Here is a 19,143-nt window from a genome sequence, read left to right as displayed (position 1 = left end):
CTGGAAAAAATGGGATGGAGTTGATCGTCTATGAGGCTGGCATTCACCCACCGAATAGTAAATTCATGCAATATTTAGACTATTGAGGTAAAATGAAAGGGGATGAACCACAATCAAGCTTGTTTTATCGCAATAGGGGGACAGACAAATGATTATACAGGTGTCGAATTTGACGAAGAACTACGGCGATCTGAAAGTGTTGAAGGGCATTACGACTCAGGTAGCAGAAAAGGAAGTAGTCTGTGTCATTGGCCCGTCAGGCTCAGGAAAAAGCACGTTTCTACGTTGCTTGAATCAGCTGGAGGAAATGAGCAGCGGAAAGATTGTCATCAACGGACATGATCTGTCAGACCCCAAGATCGATATAAATAAAGTAAGAGAAGAGGTCGGGATGGTCTTTCAGCGCTTTAATCTCTTTCCGCATAAAACGGTGCTGGAAAACGTCATGCTGGCCCCTGTAAAAGTAAAGAAGATGTCTCAGGAAGAAGCCCGCAAGCAAGGCTTGGCTCTCTTGCAGAAGGTAGGGCTTCAGGACAAGGCCGATGTGTATCCCGAGCGGCTTTCTGGGGGGCAAATGCAACGAGTAGCAATCGCAAGGGCGCTCGCGATGAATCCAAAGGTTATGCTGTTTGACGAGCCGACATCCGCCTTGGACCCAGAGCTGGTAGGAGAGGTCCTTGCCGTCATCAAAAATTTAGCCAAAGAAGGCATGACAATGGTGATCGTGACGCATGAAATGAATTTTGCCAAGGAAGTGGGCGACCGAATCATTTTTATGGATCAAGGTATCATTATGGCAGAAGGTCATCCCAGTGAGGTTTTTGGCAATAACGCCAACGACCGCTTGCGTTCATTCTTGGGCAAGGTATTGGCGTGAAAAAGAAAGGCACCAGCTGCTTCGTTTCGTATCAGGAAAAACGAGGCACTGGTGCCGTATTATTTTGCTGCATCCAATAATTGACTGACCGTAACAAATCGATACCCCTGCGAACGCAAATCCGTGATGAGTTCCCGGAGAGCGGCGACTGTTTGCCGTTGGTTTAAGCCCCCGTCATGAAACAGGATGATATCCCCTGAGGAGACATTGCTCTTGACGCTTTTGGCAATGACATTAGCCGTACGTGCCAAAGACCAATCACGAGGATCAATCGACCAGTGAATGATGTCGTAGCCACTGGATTGAACCGCACTCATGACGTCATGTGTCAGGATGCCGTAGGGTGGACGGTAGTATTGCGCCAAAATGCCGGTCGTCTTCAAAATAGAGCGTTCTGCATGCTTGATTTCTTCGTACACTTCATGCTCGGTCAGCTTGTTCAGATCAAAATGGTGGTAGCCGTGGTTTCCGATTTCGTGCCCAGCCTTGTAAATCCACTGCAAAACCTTTGGATGCTTGTCCACTTGGGAGCCAAGGACAAAAAACGTAGCCCGAACGTTGTACTGATGCAGCACCTCAAGAATTTTGGGCGTATAGATAGCATCCGGCCCATCATCAAAAGTGAGAGCGACGACCTTTTTCTCTGTGTCGATTCTGTGGATCGGCTCATATGAAGGCAGTGTTTGCTGGGCAAAAGCAGGTAGGGTGCCGTAGCCAAGAAGGCAGACGAGTAGCAAGGCGTATCGTATGTAGTTGCGCATGAACAATCGCCTCCTTCTTCTGGGATGTGATTAGGTTCACCTCCTGCTAGGGAAAACATGCTACCAAAAGAAAACAGCGGTCAGAGTAGGTGGCGGTTATGTTAAAATGGAAGAACCGTACATAGGAGAGGAGAGAGTTTGGTGGAACTCCGCGGTATTTTGCAAGGACTAACACACGAGTACCATGGAGGGGACAAGCCGGTAGATTACTATTTGAATATCGGCGGGTATCGCCTTCCGCTTAATGAATGGCTGGGCAGTGAATTGACGATTTCGTTTTTAGGCGAAAAAAATTGCATTGCCTGTGGCCGCAAAACAAACAAGACGTTTAACAGCGGGTATTGCTATCCCTGTTTTACCAAGCTGCCGGAAAATGACTTATGCATCGTCAAGCCGCATGAATGTCATTTTGACTTGGGGACTTGCCGGGACGAGAGCTTCGGCGAAAAATATTGCATGATTCCGCATTTTGTCTATCTGGCAGTGTCGAGTGATATAAAGGTAGGATTGACTCGCAAGCATAATGAATTAAGACGCTGGGTGGATCAAGGCGCAATTCGCGCGATTCCGATTGCAGAGGTTCCTACTCGTCGGATGGCTGGGGAGCTTGAATTCCACTTGAGTCAGTTTTTGCCGGACAAGACCAACTGGCGCAAAATGCTCAAGGGAGATGTGAAGGAAATCGACTTGCTCGCCATGCGTGACGAAGTGTACGGTCATTTTCCTGAACAGTTTAAAGCATTCCAATATCGTGAGGACGAATGGGTAGACATTGCTTATCCGATCTTGGAGTCACTGGATAAAATTAATTCCAAGACGCTCGATAAAGAAGAACAACTCGGCGGGCGATTGATCGGTGTGAAAGCACAGTATTTGATTTTTGAAACGGGTGTATTCCAGGTAAGAAAGCACGCTGGCTACCAAGTCGAGATCAAAGCAAAACCGTCTGCATAATGACCTGCAAACTCCTCACACTAGGACATGTGAAGGAGGATGGCAGATGGATGAGCACATTGAGTACACCATGCCTTTAACCGGGACACTGGCTGAGGCAGTGGAAAATCAGGATGTCAAGCAACTAGGGGTGCCCTTCTCGCCGCTTTCGCAAATGTGGCAGGTAAATCCGGATGCTCAGACCAATGCAGAAGAGACTGCGGATCGCAGGAGCAATGAAAGCAACTTGCCGAAATAGCAGCTTACTTATGAACGACAGCCAGAGGAACGTGATGGCTGTCGTTTTTGTTTAGTACGGTGAATACGTGAGGAGGCAGACGTATGCGAGTCTGGTTGCATTCTTTTTGGGTAGCGATGGTGCTAATCGGTTGCATGTGGGGGATGTACGAAATCGGTGCAAAGCAGATCGGAAATATGAATACGAAAAAAGCAGCACTTGAAACGCCGATTACTTCCACACAAGCGAGTCAGAAGTTGGTGGACCGTGACGCCGTTGTTGAAGCGTTTGATTGGACAGACGACAAGGGTGTAGGCCTCGAGTATAACGAAGCTGAGCTGTTACAAATGCAAAAAGATCCGGACAACTATAGCTACAAAAAAGTTCTCCGCCGTTTTGTGCAGAGTAAGTTGAAAACGGAAATCGAGAGCTTTCAAACGATAGGCAGTCAATTAAATCCCAGGAGAATCCTTGTAGCGACGATAGACGGCATGCTGTACGAGGTGACGTTGAAAAAAAGGAGTAATCATCATCAAATGTGGACGGTAGAAGGGTACAACATGACAGCTGGATATAGGACGGATGTGGAGCAAGGGCAAGACCTGCTGCCGAAAGATATGTATCCAACCTATCGTGTGATGGAGCTAGCCGAAGCCGATTTGCAAATCCAAGCGTGGGCGAAGCCGCTTATTCAAAACAGTCAGGGCGAGTCATTTAACACCTCTCTAAACGGCAAAACCTATCTCTTGATCAAAACATCCCGAGCGAAACAGATTCGGTGGAGATTGAGGGAATTAGAATCTGGATGGAAGAAATGCTCGTCCGTTATCAAACGTATGAATTTGGAGAAGGGGCAGATCGTTCCATACTTAATAATTACTTGCTGATTGAAGTACCGGAAACTGCAGAATCTGGCGTGACGTTTTACAATACGGTAAACGTTGTCCGCTAGGTGTACTTCTTTTACAATGAAAGAAACGACGACATAAACCAAAAGCGAGGAAATGAATATGACGATGAAAGCCTATCTATACAACAAATGTGATACATGCCGTAAAGCGAAAAAATGGCTAGCGGATCAAAATATTGGCTTCGAAGAAATTCCGATCGTAGATGCACCGCCGTCCATAGAAGAGCTACGCCAAATTTGGCAGACAAGCGGCCTCGATTTGCGCAAGTTTTTCAATGTGAGTGGAGTCCAATACCGCGAGCTGGGCTTGAAGGACAAGCTTCCTACGATGTCAGAAGATGAAATGCTTGAGCTGTTGGCTTCCAATGGCAAGCTGATCAAACGGCCTCTGATCGCAAGTGATCGTACCGTAACCCTTGGTTTCAAAGAAGAAGAACTGGAGAAGGCTTGGGGAGGGAAGGCATGATGCGCCAACCTTCCAAAAGACTGAACCATCTTTCCGCCGATATTTTTTCAGAAATGGATGCTCGCAAAAGGGAAGTTGCCAAAACAAGAACGGTATACGACTTGAGCATCGGCAGTCCTGATCAGCAGCCTGACGAGAAGCTTCTGCAAACGCTAATCCATGCTATCTGGCAACCAAACTCTTTTCGCTATCCGTTGAGCGAGGGGACGGCGGCCTTCCGAGAAGAGGTCGCCCGCTGGTATCAATATCGTTTTGGGGTGGAGCTGGCGCCGGATGGGGAGGTTCATTCCTTGATGGGTTCACAGGATGGTTTGGCTCACTTTGCTTTGGCATGGACCGATCCTGGAGATATCGTTCTCGTACCTGATCCTGGGTATCCGATCTACGAAGGCAGTCTTCACTTGGCGGGAGCGGTACCTTACCGAATGCCTCTGCGGGCAGAAAATGAATTTTTGCCAAAGCTGACAGACATTCCAGAGGAGATTGCGGCTCGTGCAACGTTTATGATTCTGAACTATCCGAATAATCCGGTTTCCGCTGTCGCTACCCTTGCCTTTTTTGAAGAGGTCGTGGCTTTTGCCAAGCGTTTTGACATTATCGTGGTTCATGATTTGGCCTATTCGGAGATGGTGTTTGACGGCTACCAAGCGCCGAGCTTTTTGCAAGTACCGGGAGCGAAGGAAGTGGGAATTGAATTTAATTCGTTCTCCAAGAGCTTCAACATGGCAGGCTGCCGGATCGCTTACGTTGTAGGGAATGCAGACATCATCAAGCCGCTTGCGATCGTAAAATCGAATATCGATTACGGCGTCTTTTTGCCTGTACAACAAATGGCCATTGAGGCTTTGCGAAAGGATCGGGAATCGGGTGGGGAAAACACAGTCGCGCCCGTTTACCAGGAACGGCGTGATGTGCTGCTGGGGGCATTGGCAAAGGCAGGATGGAGCATTCCATCTCCCAAGGCGACCATGTTCGTTTGGGCAGCTGTACCAAACGGCTGGACGTCACGAGAGTTTGCCTTCGCTTTACTGGAGCAAGCCGGGGTCGTGGTCGTTCCGGGAAGTGCCTTCGGTGAAGAAGGAGAAGGGTATGTACGAATTGCCCTCGTCCAACCTCCTGAGATCCTGTTAGAGGCGGTGGCTGCCATTGATCAATCCGGGATTCTTCGCATGAAAACAAGTGTGTAACGGTTGAAGTCAAAAAAGAGGGGATGAGCTTTCATGCGTTTGCGCGAAGAAATGCCTGACTTTCCTGGGATTACGGAGTGGATCAACGGGCAAGCAACCAAAGCTGATTTGGCTGGAAATCCTGTTTTGGTGCACATCTGGTCCGTCAGTTGTTACATGTGCAAGGAATCGATGCCAAGCATAAATGAATGGCGAGACCAATACGCTGCTAACGGTTTGAAGGTCATTGGAATTCATACGCCTCATTCGGAAAAAGATACAGATATCGAGATGATCAAGAAGGCGATTGCAGAACAACATTTGACACACCCTATTGCAATCGATAATGATAGAAAGATAGCCGATGCATTCCAGAATGAATACGTCCCCGCTTTTTATTTGTTTGACCAGACTCTTCAGTTACGTCATTTTCAGGCAGGAGAGAAGGGTCTTCAACTGGTAAAAAAACGCTTGTTCAGAATTTTGGGGATCAAAGAGGAATCCTAGAATGTTCGTCTAATTATGTATGTGTAATGGATTGTACCCGATAGGAGGATATGTAAACGATGGAATTCCCGAAAAATCTACGTTACAGTGAAGAGCATGAGTGGGTGCGAGTAGAAGGAAACAAGGCGTACATCGGAATCACTTCTTTTGCTCAAGCAGAGCTGGGTGACATCGTGTTTGTCGAGTTGCCTGAGGTAGGCGCGACAATCCAACAGGATGAGCCGTTTGGCAGCGTGGAATCGGTAAAAACCGTTTCTGAACTGTACGCTCCTGTAACTGGTAAAGTAGTAGAAGTAAATGGCGAACTGGAAGACGCACCTGAACTGGTTAACTCTTCGCCATACGAGCAAGCATGGATGATCGTCGTCGAATTGTCTGATACAGCTGAGTTGGACAAGCTGATGGATGCAGACAAATACGAAGCGATGGTAAAAGAATAGGAAACAAAAAAGCCGGGGCTTTTGTGCTCCGGCTTTTCTTTGTGTATGGACGAACTACTCCAACTTGAATGTTCGTACTGCATCATTAAGCTCTTCTGCCATTTTCGCGAGCATCGTTGCAGCCGAAGAGATTTCCTCCATGGAAGCGGTTTGCTCTTCCGCTGCTGCTGCAACGGTTTGAGAGTTACCGGCTGATTGCTCTGCGATTTGTGTAATATGTGTAATGGCGGATACAATCGATTGCATTTGCTGACTGATCTTGCTCATTTCCGTTGTCACTTCATTCATGCGGACAAGCAACTCCGACGTGGAGCCCGTAATTTGCTCAAATGCATTTCCTGTTGAGCGAACGAGAGTCATGCCTTCTCCCAAAATAGCAGCGCCATGATTCATTGCCGCAATTGCTGAGCCTGTGTCCTGCTGAATCACCGTGACGATGTGACCGACCTGCTCGGCGGCTGAGCTCGACTGCTCCGCCAGCTTGCGCACCTCGTCGGCTACAACCGCAAAGCCTCGTCCTTGTTCTCCGGCGCGCGCTGCTTCGATAGCGGCGTTCAGAGCGAGCAGGTTGGTTTGATTGGCGATCGTCGTGATGAGTGAGATCATTTCTCCAATCTCTTGGGAGCGTTGGCCTAGCGCATTGACAATGGTGGAGGTCTTAGCCATCTGGCTATGGATCACATCCATGTGCTCGACCGTTTTGGTTGCCATCTGATTGCCATCTGTGGCTTGGCGGTTCGCTTCTTGTGTAGAGAGATTTACATCCTCAATGCCTTTTTCCATCGTTTCGATGTGGACGGCAATCTCGTTGATAACCTCATAGCCTTGAACGGTCGCGTCCACCTGCTGCTCCGTACCGTAGGCAATTTCTTGAACGGATTGAGCGATCTGCTCTGTTGCTTTGCTCGTCTGTTCCGCACTTGCCATCAATTGTTCAGACGTAGCAGCAACCTGTTGAGCGTTGAAGCTTACTTGACCTAGCGTTTCGCACAAGGTTGCCGTCATGGAGTTGAAGCGATTTGCCATAACCCCCATCTCATCAGCTGTCTGAATATCCATGGAAGCGGTAAAATCCCCATTGGATAGGGCATGCGCGAGCTGGTTGGCGCGATCGATTTGTTTGGTCAAGTATTTGCTGAAGTAATAAATGACAGCAATCATGATCAACAGACCGATCAGACTCACCGTACAAAGCTGAAAGAACAAGTCATAGAGTGGATCGGCAATTTCTTTTTCTGGCATCACGAGAGCGATTGTCCAGTTTGTATCTCCGAGCTCTTGAAAATAAACACGATTGGTGCCGTTTTCATCGGTAAACGTCTTCATTCCTGATTTCTCTTCTAGAAGAGAAGGACCGATTGCTGCCAAGGAGGCATTCTCGTCAGATTGAACGGAATGATTCATGAGCTTGTCTGCTTGAGGATGGGCGAGGTATCTCCCTTTTTGATCCACCAAAAAGGCCCAGCCTGTTTCGCCTACTTTTGTACTGGAGACGAGTTTTTCCACGTCAGTGAGTGTAATATCGTCTGTGGCCACACCCAGAAGCTTTTTATCCGGCGTGTAAAAAGGCGCGACTACCGTCAACATGGAGACCTTGGAAACCTCGTCAAAGTACGGCTCGGAATAATCGGTTTCCTTTTTGGTTGAAATACCGACCTTGTACCAGTCTTGATTTGGATAGTTATAAGAATCACTGCTGTACTCACCTGTAATGTTAACCTTGCCGTCTGTCTTAGCCCCGTAAGTAGCAACGAGTTTCTTGTTCGGGTCTAAAGCGTAAGGTTCCATGAAAATTCCCATTCCAACCGTCGTATCATTAATGAGAACAGTCTTGGACAGCAGGGAATTTAACTGCTCCAGCGAATTTGTAATAGGACCCATTTCAATAAAGCGAGCCATACTCAACGTTACCTTGCTATGGGCTTCCAATTGCTTTTCTACATTACTGCCGACCATATCTAGCTGATTATTGAGTTTGTCTTCAATTTCCCGATTCAGTTGGTCGACAGAGAACCAGAAACCGATGCCCACGACAAGCAAAAGTGTCAAGATAATGACAGGCAGGGTAATGGTCAGGGTTCGAGCACGAAGACTTTTGAAACGAAGCATGAAACCGCTCTCCTTTTGAATTTTACTAAAATGATTATTATTCCTTATTATCGGATAGATTAAGACTAGCTTTTATGATGGATTTAGGCAAATGAAGGAAAATATTCATACTAGTCAGAAAATGTTGCATGAATCTAAGCAAATCGAGTAAAATGGATAAACCAAATCTTACTTCGGTTTATTTATTGGTAGCATTTGCGGGTGGAGTGTTAGTGGGCATATAAGCTACAATGCGGATACAGACAAAAGTTTCGACCAAAAAACGGACATGGACGTTCATTTGGTGAATAGGGAGGGAGACTATATGAGTTTTTGTTGTGGTGCTGGAATGGTAGGTTCCGTAGGCTCAGTCCGTCATTATAAAACGCTTGTACACAATGTCCCGATCATGTTTTGTCCTGTATGTGACAGAATTGAAGTTCATCCCGGTATTGAGGGAGAATACGAAATTTTAGTAGAATATGCTCAGGGAGATCAGGCTCCAGAAGTGGATTTTGCTGATTTTGTGAGTGTTGACAATACATCCGAGTTGTTTGAGAATTGTACCATGACGGATGAAGCAGCCAGCTTCGCCGAAGTGTTAAAGCAGCAGATCGATATTTCGCTGGATCTGCTCGGGATCGCCAAGGAGTTGCAGGATGACGATTGGCGGGAAGCATTGATGATTCGTTTAAGACGGTTAAGCGAGCGATTGAAGCAGTACAATAAAAGAAAAGCTAATGTCGCACAAGAGCGCATGACCTGAGTTGACGTGGGAGGCAGTGTGAATGTTTCATTTGAAAGCCGTTCACCACATCGCATTGAATTGTAGTGATGTTGTGAAGGTAGCTCGTTTTTTTAAGGACATTTTGGAAGTCCCTATCCCGGAAGAGAATATGACGGAAGGAGCACCTGTCTACTTTCAAATTGGCACATACACACGGATCGGTCTTCATCCTCATGGCGGGGAAGCTGGGAAAGGCGGCGTAGGGCAAGTCGATCATCTCGCCTTCTCTGTGCAAAGCCGTGCTGAGCTGGACTATCTGGTTGATAAGCTGGAGGCAGAGAATATTTGCTATCGTGGCCCCATTACACAGCCTACTAGCTATAATTTGTATTTTGAGACACCCGATGGTCACCACCTTGAGGTGCGACTCGATAAAGACGAGTTTGATGAGTAGTATTTGAGAAAAGCATCTGCGTAAAGCGGATGCTTTTTTACGTTTTAGAGGTACCAATGAACAGCAAAGCTGGTGAGAAGAAAAAGCGCAGAGCTCGCAGACCTTGACAACGCTTACCCAGTCGGAACTTAAAAAAGGGGACCCGGTTGTCGAACACTTCTTCTCTGAGAAACGTCCGCCCGTAGGGTGGCTTTGGCTCGACGGTCCCCTTTTTTAAGTGGAGACGACCAGTGAATCCCCCTTGCAGGCGTGTCAGAGTCGAAGAGAACTGTGCTTTTTCTTCTCCTCCACTATGTTGACTCAAACGACCTTTCTAAATGTCTTTCTAAAATGTCGAGAAAAACATGGCTCCCCTGACAACAGCCGACAGTGACTCTCATGCCTCGCCAAAGGATTCGACCAAACAGGCCACGAACCCAATTGAGAAGAGAGGGGTGGCGTGCAGATGATCGGAATGGGCAGACTGCTTTTTGAACTGGGTGAAAGACTGCAAGGAAAAGCACACCTGCAATTCATTACAGCAGGATGGGAGCGCAGGATCAGAATTGTAGTGGATGATTCACCATCACAGTGGCAATTGACGATAGCAAAAGGCGTTGCATCCTGGGATGTATGGACAGAAGAGCAGCCTGCCGATCTGATTATCAGGGGAGCGGAGAAACAAATGCACATGCTGTTCGGCGGTGATGAGCTCGTCTATGTTCTAGCCAAAGAAAAGGTGCAAATAGCAGGGCCATTGCGCGACCAATTGAAGCTCGATGCCATTTTGCGACTGACCTGTCGGTGAACTGTCTAATGGGCATTGTGATATAATAGGAAGAAACGGTTTTTGAGGAGGCGCTTTGATGTCTACTGTTATGTCGTTACAACAGACGGTTGCCGCACGTAAAGATGCTATTGCCGAAACATTCCGTCATCTGCATGAAAATCCGGAGATTAGCTGGAAGGAAGTAGAAACGACTCGTTATTTGGCGGAGCGCATGCGTGCCTTGGGACTGCGTGTTACGACTTTTGACGATTGTACAGGTTTAGTGGCTGAATGGGGCGAAGGGAAGCCCGTTGTTGGCTTGCGCACAGATATCGATGCTCTGTGGCAGGAAGTGAACGGTGAGTGGCGAGCGAATCATTCCTGCGGCCATGACGCCCATATGACGTTGATCGTGGAAACGATAGAAGCATTAGTTGCCGCTGGATATCAACCGCCGGGAACGTTAAAAATTTTGTTCCAACCAGCAGAAGAAAAAGGAACGGGAGCATTGAAGCTGGTGGAGAAGGGTGTCGTCGATGACATCGATTATTTGTACGGTGTTCACTTAAGACCGATTCAGGAGATGGCAAATGGAACCGCAGGACCCGCTATCTACAACGGTGCAGCCATGTTTCTCTACGGGGAAATCACAGGAGTCGCTGCGCACGGAGCGAGACCACATCTCGGGATCAATGCGATTGAAGTAGCGGGAGCGATTATTTCAGGTCTCGGTCAAGTACATATCAATCCGATGGTGCCTACCACCGTCAAAATGACGATGCTGCAAGCCGGGGGAGAGAGCTACAACATTATTCCGGACAAAGCACGTTTTGCCCTCGATCTGCGAGCGCAGACGAATCAAGCGATGGATGACCTGGTGAATCGAGTTCGTCAAATGATCGACGGAGTCGCGATGTCTTTTCAGGCACGGATAGAGATAGAGGCCGGGTCTCGCATGGTAGCGGCAGAGGTCGACGAGCAAGCAAAGGCATTTATGGAGCAGGCGATTATAGATGTGCTCGGTCAAGAAAATTTGCGAGCGGCGCCTGTCAGTCCGGGAGCGGAGGATTTCCACTATTATACGGTGGAGCGTCCTCATATCAAGGCGACGATGCTGGCTCTCGGATGTGATTTGGTACCAGGGCTGCATCATCCGCTGATGCATTTTGACCGCTCGGCATTGGAAAAGGGTGTGGCGATTTTGTGTCAGACAGTTGTGAAAACGTTTGAAAATACGTAAATCTTTATGCCTTGTGAGAGCAACACTAAGAGAGTAAACTCTTGGTGTTGCTCTTTTTGTGGGCAAATGTCTCTATGTACCTCACGAATAGTCGATAGACTGGTTGGTTTGTGGACAAAATACTGCTGTTGGGGAATAATACGCATGAGGAGGGTTATTCACACATTCTCCATGAGAGATTATAAAATTATGTAGCTTATTTAGCTAAATGTGATATACTAATTACAAATCGAGCGACAATTAGAAAGTCACAATAAATGATACACATTTTGGGAAGGAGATCGTTCACACATGGAAACCAATACGGTTCAAAAGCTTACTGACATTCTTGGAGCTACGAAAGTGTATCATAACTTGCCTGTAGCTAATCTTGTTGAGATGGCAGTAAAGCGTGGCGAAGGGATTTTGACCGATAAGGGGGCGCTCAATGCGCTAACAGGGAAGTTTACCGGCCGTTCGCCAAAGGACAAATTTGTGGTGGACGAAGCTTCCGTACACGATAAAATCAACTGGGGTCCGGTTAACCAACCGATCAGTACTGAAAAATTCCAAGCACTTCAACAAGACGTGCTCAAATACTTACAATCCAAAGATGAATTGTTTGTCTTCGATGGCTTTGCGGGGGCAGATACAACCTATCGCCTACCAATCCGCGTAGTGAACGAATTCGCATGGCATAACCTGTTTGCACGTCAGCTGTTCATCCGTCCGTCCGAAGAAGAACTGGCTGCGCACGAATCAGAATTCACGGTTATCTATGCACCTAATTTCAAGGCAAATCCTGCGGTACACGGAACGAACTCCGAGACTTTCATCGTATTGAGCTTTGAGCAAAAGACAGTGTTGATCGGTGGCACTGAGTATGCTGGCGAAATGAAAAAGTCGATCTTCAGCGTAATGAACATGCTGCTTCCAGAGCGCAACGTACTCCCGATGCACTGCTCTGCAAACGTAGGCGAAGACGGAGACGTTGCCCTGTTCTTCGGATTGTCCGGTACTGGAAAAACAACGCTGTCTGCTGACCCGGACCGTTTCTTGATCGGTGATGATGAGCACGGCTGGTCTGACAATGGCGTGTTCAATATCGAAGGCGGATGCTATGCAAAATGCGTCAAGCTGTCTGAAGAAGGCGAACCGCAAATCTGGAAAGCAATCCAGTTCGGTACCGTACTTGAAAATGTAGACGTAAACGAAACGACTCGAGTAGCTGACTACGATAGCACCAAATATACAGAGAATACACGCGCTGCGTACCCAGTGGAAGCAATTCCGGGTGCTGTGATTCCAGGCGTGGGCGGGCAACCAAATGTCATCGTCTTTTTGACAGCCGATTCGTTCGGTGTATTGCCTCCAATCTCCAAGCTGAATAAAGAGCAAGCTATGTACCACTTCCTGTCTGGCTACACCAGCAAAATGGCAGGTACAGAGCGTGGTGTAACTGCTCCGCAAACAGAGTTTTCTACTTGCTTCGGTTCTCCATTCTTGCCACTGCATCCTGTCGTATATGCAGAAATGCTCGGTAAGAAGATTGACGAGCGCAAGGTTCAAGTATACCTGGTGAACACTGGTTGGACTGGTGGCCCGGTAGGTGTTGGACAACGTATGAAGCTGTCCTACACTCGTGCAATGGTAACAGCAGCATTGAACGGTGAGTTGGAAAAGGTAGACTATGTAGCTGATGAGATTTTCGGGGTACAAGTGCCGACATCTTGCCCGAACGTTCCTGCTGAAGTTCTGCAACCACGCAATACATGGGCAAACAAGGAAGATTACGACAAGCAAGCAACTGATCTGGCTGCACGTTTCATTGAGAACTTCGAGAAGAAATTCCCGAATGCAGCAGATATTGCAAATGCAGGTCCAAAAGTAAAGTAATCGAACAGGAAAGAAACGGGTAGACGATAAGGTCTATCCGTTTTTTCTTCGTGAAAACAGAAAAAACCGTCAGACTGTGACCGACGGTTTTTATCTCATGTTACTTACTGCCATCGAATACTTTCGAAGTATGGATTGGTACAACTTTTCCATTTGACTGACGGAAAAGAGTCAGGTAAGCTTCCGAAGGGAGCCCTTCCATTTCGAGTTATCCATTGGTGTTTTTTACAAAAAGCACCTGCGATTTAGACGGAAATGTATGTCCAAAAGTAACAAAGGGAAAAATGCTGCGGAGGCAAGAATATTTAGGAAGGATTTATGCGCAAAAACAGACTTTCTAAATATAATGATATAAAAAATACAGATATGTTTCATTCCTTGATTTATAATTATTCTTATTATAAGATAGTTATTGAGAATGGATTGAGAATTTACCAACTCACTTTTGACGTGTATGGAGGGAATTCAGATGACAGCAGTACCGCATTTGCAAATAAAAAACCTTCGCGCCAAGATCGAGGACAAAGAGATCCTCAAAGGCCTGAATTTGGAGATCAAGGGCGGCGAAGTGCACGCGATCATGGGACCAAATGGTACCGGTAAATCGACATTGGCATCCACGCTGATGGGTCACCCAAAATATGAGGTAACCGATGGCGAAGTGCTGATCAATGACGAAGACTTGTTGGAAATGGCAGTAGACGAGCGCGCACGTGCAGGTCTGTTCCTGGCGATGCAATACCCGTCCGAAATCAGCGGTGTAACCAACTCTGACTTCCTGCGTTCCGCAATCAACGCGCGCCGTGGTGAAGGAAACGAAATCTCCCTGATGAAATTCATCCGTGAGATGGACAAAAAGATGAACACGCTGGAAATGGATGAGTCTTTCTCCCATCGTTACCTGAATGAAGGTTTCTCCGGTGGTGAGAAAAAGCGTAACGAGATTCTGCAAATGATGCTCTTGGAGCCAGCTATCTGTATTCTGGATGAGATCGACTCCGGTTTGGACATCGACGCATTGAAAATCGTTGCAGCTGGTGTAAACGAAATGCGCTCCGCAGACCGCGGATTCTTGATTATTACGCACTACCAGCGTTTGCTGAACTATGTAAAGCCTGACTTCGTACACGTCATGATGCAAGGTCGTATCGTGAAGTCCGGTGGTCCTGAGCTGGCTGAACGCCTCGAGGCAGAAGGCTACGATTGGATCAAGGAAGAGCTCGGCATCGAGGACGAAACCGTAAACGCCAACGTGTAGGATGAAGGAGGCAGCAGTGAAATGAGTGTGGATGTACAGCTACGCTTCGATTCCGAGGCGATCACCCAGTACTCCAAAGCTAATCAGGAGCCTGCCTGGTTCCTGGAAAAGCGCCTCGCTGGACTGAAGGCGGCGGGAGAGCTGGCGCTCCCTGCCTTGGAGAAAACGAAGATTGATAAATGGAATACCGTTGATTTTGATCCGTTCCAAACCACTGTGAAGGTGGCAGCGGCGAATGAACTCAGCGATTTGGTAAAAGCACAAATCGATGTCGACAGCGTGAAAAACCTGTTGGTACAAAAAAATGCTTCTACTGTTTTTCAAGCAGTATCCGATGAGTTGAAGGCGCAAGGCGTGATCTTCACGACCTTTGCTGATGCTTTGCAAACACATGGCGATCTCGTGCAAAAGTATTTGCTGAACGTGATCGAACTTGATGAGCACAAGCTGACTGCGCTGCATACGGCAGTAGTGAATGGTGGCGTTTTCCTCTACGTTCCGAAAAACGTGGAAGTAGATGTTCCCCTGCAAGCTGTGTATGAAATCGCAGGCGACAACGCTCTGTTGGCTCCACATGTTTTGATCGTGGCAGAAGCGAACAGCAAAGTAACCTACGTGGATACTTATGTATCTGGCGAAGGCAAAAGCATGGTTGCGAACAGCCTAGTTGAAGTATATGTAGGCGCGGGCGCATCTGTGCAAGTAGCTTCTGTACGTTCTCTGTCTGTAGACGTTCACGACTACAGCTTCCGTCGTGCAACTGTTGAGCGCGATGGAAAAATGGAATGGATTTTGGGTGAGATGAACGATGGCAACACGGTTGCCAACAACACTACCATCCTCAAGGGAACTGCTTCTATTGCAGAGACCAAATCCATTTCTGTAGGTACTGGTTCCCAACGCCAAAACCTCACTTCCCAAGTTCAGCATATCGGCACGCACACAGAGTCTGATATGGTGAGCAAGGCTGTTATGACGGATGAAGCAGTGAGTATCCTAAACGGTATCACGAAAATCGAAAAAGGCGCTGAAAAGGCAAACGGCGTACAGGCGGAAAACATCCTGATGCTGAGCGATAAATCTCGCGGTGATGCCAACCCGATCCTGTTGATCGACGAGGATGACGTTAAAGCGGGTCACGCAGCTTCGGTAGGACGTTTTAGTGAAGAGTCTATCTTCTACTTGATGTCTCGTGGTATTTCCCGTCAAGGTGCAGAACGTCTGATCATTCTCGGCTTCCTGGAGCCAGTTGTTGCTGAGATTCCAGTAGAAGAAGTGAAAAACAGACTCCGTCAGGCGCTTGAAAGGAAGTTAGGCTAATGAACGCCAAGGAGCTTCGGAAATATTTTCCCATCCTACACCAAGAAGTAAACGGACATCCGCTCGTTTATTTGGATAATGGTGCAACCTCTCAAAAACCGATTCAGGTTATCGAGGCGATGGATAAATACTACAGGGAGTATAACTCCAATGTGCACCGTGGCGTGCACACCTTGGGTAACATAGCGACAGACGGGTACGAAGGCGCGCGTGAAAAAGTACGCGCCTTCATCAACGCCCGTGAAGCCGCAGAAATCGTCTTTACGCGTGGTACGACCTCTGCTTGTAATACGGTAGCGTACGGCTATGCTCGCAAGTACCTGGGGCCGGGAGATGAAATCGTGACCACATTGGTGGAGCATCACGCCAATTTCATTCCATGGCAGCAGGCAGCCAAGGCGACCGGAGCGACCTTTAAGTTCATTCCGCTGGCAGAGGACGGAACCGTTACTCTGGAAGCGGTCAAGGAAACGATTACGGACAATACCAAACTCGTTGCGATTCACCATGTTTCCAATGTATTGGGGGATACTACTCCAATCAAGGAAATTGCCCAAATCGCTCATCAGCATGGCGCACTTTTGTTTGTTGATGGAGCGCAGGGTGCTCCACACAAGAAAATCGACGTCCAGGATTTGGATTGCGATTTTTATACGTTTTCAGCCCACAAGATGGCAGGTCCGACAGGTGTAGGTGTCCTGTACGGCAAGCGTGAGGTGCTAGAGCGTGTGGAGCCGATGGAGTTCGGCGGAGAAATGATCGACTACGTGGATATGTACGATTCCACGTGGAAGGAGCTTCCTTGGAAATTTGAAGGAGGAACTCCGATCATCGCAGGAGCTATCGGATTGGGAGCAGCGATCGACTTTTTGGAAGAGATCGGTATGGACAATATCGAGCGTCATGAAAAACATCTCGTCAAGTACGCGATGGAACAAATGCGCGAGATAGAAGGATTGAAGATTTACGGCCCACAGCAGGACCGCAGCTGTTTAATTACATTCAACCTGGATACAGTACATCCGCATGACCTGGCGACCGTGCTGGACAGTTACGGAATCGCAGTTCGTGCCGGTCATCACTGCGCACAACCGCTGATGCGTTGGCTGAATGTGACGGCTACCGCTCGGGCAAGCTTCTACCTGTACAACACAGAAGAAGAAGTAGATGTGCTGATCGCGGGCTTGAAGAAGACGAAGGAGTATTTCGGCAATGTCTTCTCTTGATGATTTATACCGCCGCGTCATTATGGATCACTACCAGAAACCGCGCAACCGCGGTAAGCTGGAAGAATCCGACGGACTCATTGTGAATTTGAATAACCCGACCTGTGGCGACAGCATCTCGCTCTCCTTGAAAGTGGAGGACGGCAAAGTGGTGGACGCAAAGTTTCTGGGTGAAGGCTGCTCAATCAGTATGTCATCTGCATCCATGATGACGGATGCTGTCAAAGGCAAGCCAGTAGCAGAAGCACTGGAGCTGTCGCAAAAATTCTCCGATATGATGCAAGGCAAAGAAATCGATGACTCGATTGATCTTGGTGATATCGAAGCTTTGTCTGGCGTAGCCAAGTTCCCAGCGCGAATCAAGTGCGCGACATTGGCTTGGAAAGCATTGGAGCAAGGTGTCAAACAGGCGGAGCAGGAATAGGGATAGGTAAGGGACATGAACACGAAGGAGTGAGCAACGATGGCTGTTAAAGGCCCAGAAATACAGGAGTATCAGTACGGCTTTCACGATAAGGACGTTTCTGTATTCCGTACCAAAAAGGGTTTGACTCGCGAGATCGTCGAAGAAATTTCGAAGATCAAGGATGAGCCAGCATGGATGCTGGAATTCCGTCTAAAAGCATTGGACATCTTCAACAGCATGCCGATGCCAAAATGGGGCGGCGATCTAGACGACCTCGATTTTGACAGCATCACCTACTACGTAAAGCCTTCTGAAAAGCAAGGCCGTAGCTGGGATGAGGTGCCGGAAGAAATCAAGGCAACCTTTGACAAGCTGGGTATTCCAGAAGCAGAGCAAAAGTTCCTCGCAGGTGTATCTGCCCAGTATGAATCTGAGGTAGTTTACCACAACATGCAGGAAGACCTGGAAAAACTAGGCGTTCTCTTCTGCGACATGGATTCTGCGGTGAAGCTTCACCCAGAAATCGTGAAAGAATACTTCGCGACAGTGATTCCTCCAGCAGACAACAAGTTTTCTGCACTGAACTCGGCAGTATGGTCCGGTGGTTCCTTCATTTACGTTCCAAAAGGCGTAAAAGTAGAAACTCCACTGCAAGCATACTTTCGCATCAACTCCGAGAACATGGGTCAATTCGAGCGTACGCTGATCATCGCCGATGAAGATTCCTTTGTTCACTATGTAGAGGGCTGTACAGCTCCAATCTACAGCACGGATTCCTTGCACTCCGCTGTTGTAGAAATCATCGTAAAAGAACGCGCTCGCTGCCGTTACACCACGATCCAAAACTGGTCCAACAACGTATACAACCTCGTTACGAAACGTGCGGTTGCATACGCGGATGCGAACATGGAATGGATCGATGGTAACATCGGTTCCAAGCTGACGATGAAATACCCAGCTGTTATCATGAAAGGACCTCGCGCGAAAGGTACCGTTCTTTCCATTGCAGTAGCAGGAAAAGGACAACACCAAGACGCAGGTGCGAAAATGATTCACCTGGCGCCAGATTGCACATCGACGATCATTTCCAAGTCGATTTCCCGTGATGGCGGAAAAGTAACCTACCGTGGTCTGTCGCAGTTTGGACGCAAGTCGGAAGGCTCCAAGTCCAACATCAAGTGCGATACGCTGATTCTGGATAAACTGTCCACGTCCGACACGATCCCGTACAACGAGATCATGAACGACAGCATCACGCTTGAGCACGAGGCGACTGTATCCAAGGTATCCGAGGATCAACTCTTCTACCTGATGAGCCGCGGTTTGTCAGAAGCAGAAGCAACTGAGATGATCGTAATGGGCTTCATCGAGCCATTCACAAAAGAATTGCCAATGGAGTACGCGGTAGAGATGAACCGTCTCATTAAGTTTGAGATGGAAGGTTCTATCGGATAATTGTTTCGATAACGAGTAAAAACGTGTCTGATTCGTTCAGACACGTTT

The 19,143-nt window shown here is 47.8% G+C and carries 20 protein-coding genes; 18 read left to right on the top strand and 2 right to left on the bottom strand.

Annotation, left to right across the window (positions count from 1 at the left end; all coding sequences use genetic code 11):
- The first annotated feature begins 148 nt into the window (after positions 1-148).
- Entirely contained in the window at positions 149-877 is a 729-nt protein-coding gene (locus ODZ53_RS28375; RefSeq protein WP_372681668.1) for an amino acid ABC transporter ATP-binding protein, read from the top strand.
- A gap of 59 nt (positions 878-936) precedes the next feature.
- On the opposite strand, the gene ODZ53_RS28370 is transcribed toward ODZ53_RS28375, so the two are convergent.
- Complete coding sequence (locus tag ODZ53_RS28370) at positions 937-1,638, bottom strand: polysaccharide deacetylase family protein (RefSeq protein WP_372681666.1); 702 nt, start codon at positions 1,636-1,638, stop codon at positions 937-939.
- 141 nt (positions 1,639-1,779) lie between these two features.
- Between ODZ53_RS28370 and ODZ53_RS28365 the strand changes: the two genes are divergently transcribed.
- The 7 genes from ODZ53_RS28365 to gcvH all read left to right on the top strand — a co-directional run bounded on the left by ODZ53_RS28365 (position 1,780) and on the right by gcvH (position 6,298).
- Positions 1,780-2,592, top strand: a complete 813-nt coding sequence (locus ODZ53_RS28365) for a DUF2797 domain-containing protein (protein ID WP_372681664.1) — start codon at positions 1,780-1,782, stop codon at positions 2,590-2,592.
- A 46-nt stretch (positions 2,593-2,638) separates the two neighbouring features.
- On the top strand, positions 2,639-2,830 hold the full coding sequence (locus ODZ53_RS28360) for a hypothetical protein (protein ID WP_372681662.1): 192 nt from the start codon (positions 2,639-2,641) through the stop codon (positions 2,828-2,830).
- Between the two features lie 83 nt (positions 2,831-2,913).
- Positions 2,914-3,696 carry a hypothetical protein gene (locus ODZ53_RS28355; RefSeq protein WP_372681660.1) on the top strand — a complete coding sequence of 261 codons (783 nt, stop codon included), beginning with the start codon at positions 2,914-2,916 and terminating at the stop codon, positions 3,694-3,696.
- A gap of 123 nt (positions 3,697-3,819) precedes the next feature.
- Positions 3,820-4,185 carry an arsenate reductase family protein gene (locus ODZ53_RS28350; protein WP_372681658.1) on the top strand — a complete coding sequence of 122 codons (366 nt, stop codon included), beginning with the start codon at positions 3,820-3,822 and terminating at the stop codon, positions 4,183-4,185.
- A complete protein-coding gene (locus tag ODZ53_RS28345) occupies positions 4,182-5,372 on the top strand; it encodes an aminotransferase class I/II-fold pyridoxal phosphate-dependent enzyme (RefSeq protein ID WP_041749626.1) in 1,191 nt (396 codons plus the stop codon). Before ODZ53_RS28350 ends, ODZ53_RS28345 begins: the two co-directional genes overlap by 4 nt.
- Positions 5,373-5,405: 33 nt before the next feature.
- Positions 5,406-5,858 (top strand): redoxin domain-containing protein, encoded by a 453-nt coding sequence (locus ODZ53_RS28340; protein WP_064201510.1) that lies wholly within the window; start codon positions 5,406-5,408, stop codon positions 5,856-5,858.
- 59 nt (positions 5,859-5,917) lie between these two features.
- Positions 5,918-6,298 (top strand): glycine cleavage system protein GcvH, encoded by a 381-nt coding sequence (gene gcvH, locus ODZ53_RS28335; protein ID WP_007726364.1) that lies wholly within the window; start codon positions 5,918-5,920, stop codon positions 6,296-6,298.
- Between the two features lie 54 nt (positions 6,299-6,352).
- On the opposite strand, the gene ODZ53_RS28330 is transcribed toward gcvH, so the two are convergent.
- Positions 6,353-8,407, bottom strand: a complete 2,055-nt coding sequence (locus ODZ53_RS28330; RefSeq protein ID WP_372681655.1) for a methyl-accepting chemotaxis protein — start codon at positions 8,405-8,407, stop codon at positions 6,353-6,355.
- Positions 8,408-8,711: 304 nt separating this feature from the next.
- Between ODZ53_RS28330 and ODZ53_RS28325 the strand changes: the two genes are divergently transcribed.
- The 10 genes from ODZ53_RS28325 to sufB all read left to right on the top strand — a co-directional run bounded on the left by ODZ53_RS28325 (position 8,712) and on the right by sufB (position 19,095).
- Complete coding sequence (locus tag ODZ53_RS28325; protein WP_007726368.1) at positions 8,712-9,152, top strand: hypothetical protein; 441 nt, start codon at positions 8,712-8,714, stop codon at positions 9,150-9,152.
- 22 nt (positions 9,153-9,174) lie between these two features.
- Positions 9,175-9,567 (top strand): VOC family protein, encoded by a 393-nt coding sequence (locus tag ODZ53_RS28320; RefSeq protein WP_007726371.1) that lies wholly within the window; start codon positions 9,175-9,177, stop codon positions 9,565-9,567.
- A gap of 445 nt (positions 9,568-10,012) precedes the next feature.
- On the top strand, positions 10,013-10,354 hold the full coding sequence (locus ODZ53_RS28315) for an SCP2 sterol-binding domain-containing protein (RefSeq protein WP_087343449.1): 342 nt from the start codon (positions 10,013-10,015) through the stop codon (positions 10,352-10,354).
- Positions 10,355-10,412: 58 nt separating this feature from the next.
- Positions 10,413-11,555 carry a M20 peptidase aminoacylase family protein gene (locus ODZ53_RS28310; RefSeq protein ID WP_372681652.1) on the top strand — a complete coding sequence of 381 codons (1,143 nt, stop codon included), beginning with the start codon at positions 10,413-10,415 and terminating at the stop codon, positions 11,553-11,555.
- A 291-nt stretch (positions 11,556-11,846) separates the two neighbouring features.
- A complete protein-coding gene (gene pckA, locus ODZ53_RS28305; RefSeq protein WP_372681650.1) occupies positions 11,847-13,430 on the top strand; it encodes a phosphoenolpyruvate carboxykinase (ATP) in 1,584 nt (527 codons plus the stop codon).
- Between the two features lie 469 nt (positions 13,431-13,899).
- Positions 13,900-14,688, top strand: coding sequence for a Fe-S cluster assembly ATPase SufC (sufC, locus tag ODZ53_RS28300; protein WP_017251436.1), 789 nt, complete (start codon positions 13,900-13,902; stop codon positions 14,686-14,688).
- Positions 14,689-14,709: 21 nt separating this feature from the next.
- The gene (gene sufD, locus ODZ53_RS28295) at positions 14,710-16,008 is read left to right on the top strand and encodes a Fe-S cluster assembly protein SufD (protein ID WP_372681647.1); all 1,299 of its coding nucleotides are present in this window, start codon (positions 14,710-14,712) and stop codon (positions 16,006-16,008) included.
- Complete coding sequence (locus ODZ53_RS28290) at positions 16,008-17,234, top strand: cysteine desulfurase (RefSeq protein WP_007726378.1); 1,227 nt, start codon at positions 16,008-16,010, stop codon at positions 17,232-17,234. The genes sufD and ODZ53_RS28290 overlap by 1 nt, the downstream gene beginning before the upstream one ends.
- Positions 17,221-17,658 (top strand): Fe-S cluster assembly sulfur transfer protein SufU, encoded by a 438-nt coding sequence (gene sufU / locus ODZ53_RS28285; RefSeq protein WP_007726380.1) that lies wholly within the window; start codon positions 17,221-17,223, stop codon positions 17,656-17,658. The genes ODZ53_RS28290 and sufU overlap by 14 nt, the downstream gene beginning before the upstream one ends.
- A gap of 39 nt (positions 17,659-17,697) precedes the next feature.
- Positions 17,698-19,095, top strand: a complete 1,398-nt coding sequence (sufB, locus tag ODZ53_RS28280; RefSeq protein ID WP_015893091.1) for a Fe-S cluster assembly protein SufB — start codon at positions 17,698-17,700, stop codon at positions 19,093-19,095.
- Positions 19,096-19,143: the final 48 nt, after the last annotated feature.

The sequence above is a fragment of the Brevibacillus sp. BD137 genome, from assembly GCF_041644655.1.
Lineage (GTDB): Bacteria > Bacillota > Bacilli > Brevibacillales > Brevibacillaceae > Brevibacillus > Brevibacillus brevis_D.
Note: the sequence above shows the minus strand (reverse complement) of the source record. Positions and strands in the feature narration are given on the sequence as shown.